This is a genomic window from Streptomyces atratus (genome assembly GCF_014648655.1).
Classification (GTDB): domain Bacteria; phylum Actinomycetota; class Actinomycetes; order Streptomycetales; family Streptomycetaceae; genus Streptomyces; species Streptomyces atratus.
On sequence record NZ_BMRN01000173.1, the window covers coordinates 1 to 1,468 of the forward strand.

Annotated in this window: 1 pseudogene; it reads left to right on the plus strand. The window is 66.7% G+C overall.

The window, feature by feature from the left end:
- Positions 1 to 547: 547 nt before the first annotated feature.
- Positions 548 to 1,075: pseudogene (locus IEZ15_RS43910) on the plus strand (PAS domain-containing protein); the annotation flags it as partial.
- Between the last annotated feature and the right edge of the window lie 393 nt (positions 1,076 to 1,468).

A 1,468-nucleotide genomic window follows, 5' to 3' on the forward strand; every position in this document is an offset into this window, starting at 1 on the left:
TGTATGCCATGATCTTTCCTCCTTGATTGCCCCGTGACCTGCGCGAACAGATCCACGGGCTGCCTTTCGGTAGGCACTTGCGACAGTACCTTCGAAGTAGTTGAACAGGAAACTATTATTGGTGTGAGGAGGACCATGGCCCGGAAAGTTGTTGCGTCGGAATATTTCAACAACACGCATACTTCGGTTGTCCGACCTCGCCTGTCCGGGAGGCGGGAGCGCTTGGCTGAGAGCGAGTTCTGAGGAACGCGAGCCCCGTGGTCGTTCCTGCGGAGGCCGCCGTTGAACAGTGCGCCGCGGCTGGAGCCGGCTCTCCGTGGGGAGCCGGGCTCCTGCGCGAGCAGGGCGGGCGGCGGATCCGTCGGCGGGGAGTGTGCCGAGACGGCATCTCGACGGCCGGATCCTCCTGCGCCTTTCTCTGCCTGTCAGGGCCTCGCGCGGTGGTCGGCAGCGTCGGGAGAGAGGATGGAAGGCGGATAGGGGGCCCGGTGAGAGGGCCGAGGAGAGTAGTCGAGCGCGGCTGTGCACTCCGGGGAAGAGGTGCCTCGTGGCTGCCACTGATGAGTTCCCGGAGAGCTCTGCCTCGGTGGAGGTCGGCCCGTCCGATCCTGGTGGGCTGCTGGACGTGCTGGGAGTGGCGGCGGTGGTGCTGGGCGGCGCGGGACGGATCGCGTTGTGGAGTCCACAGGCCGAGGGCTTTTCGGCTGGACCGCGGCGCAAGCGCTGGGCCGGTTCACGGCCCATTGTTGGTGGCCCCAAAGCACGTCGACCTCGTCCTGCACCTGTTCGCGCGGGTGATGAGCGGTGGTGAGAGTTGGGCCGGGGTGTTTCCCGTGCGGGACAAGGGTGGTGGTACGCGGCTGCTGGAGTTCCGTGACATGCGGCTGCTGGACGAGCACGGACAGTCATACGCCTTGGGCTTCGTCACCGATCAGGCCACATTGAGGGAGGCGGAACGAGACCTGGCGCTGTTGGTGCGGCTGGTGGCCCACCCCCGATCGGCCTGGCGGTCTTGGTCACCGACTTGCGGTACGTGATGGTCAACCCGGCGCTGGAGCGGCTCAACGACCTGCCGACCGTCTCATCACCCGCACATGCTCACCGGCCGTGATCACTGGTGCATCCCACCCCCGCCCCGCCGCAGGGCGGTTCGAACCTACTCACCGTCAGGGAGAAACGCCGCCCAACCGCCCCATGCCGCCTCGTCGGTGTATCCGGGGCTGTCGGGTCTGCTGGACCGGTAACCGGAGTGCAACTGCTTCTCCGCTGCCCAGCCAGGCCTCGCCGCCGCTGGTCGGCGCGAACTGTTCGCACGGATGCGCGATCACCGAGTCACTGTCCGAACCGCGCTACATTGTGCCTGTTACCCGATTTGCGCGGCGCTGATGGCGGAGCGCGGGGTGGTGCGGTGGGGCGCATCGGGGAGTCGGAAAGGGTTTGCTGTCAGGGGTGGCCGGGGTGATTGCCA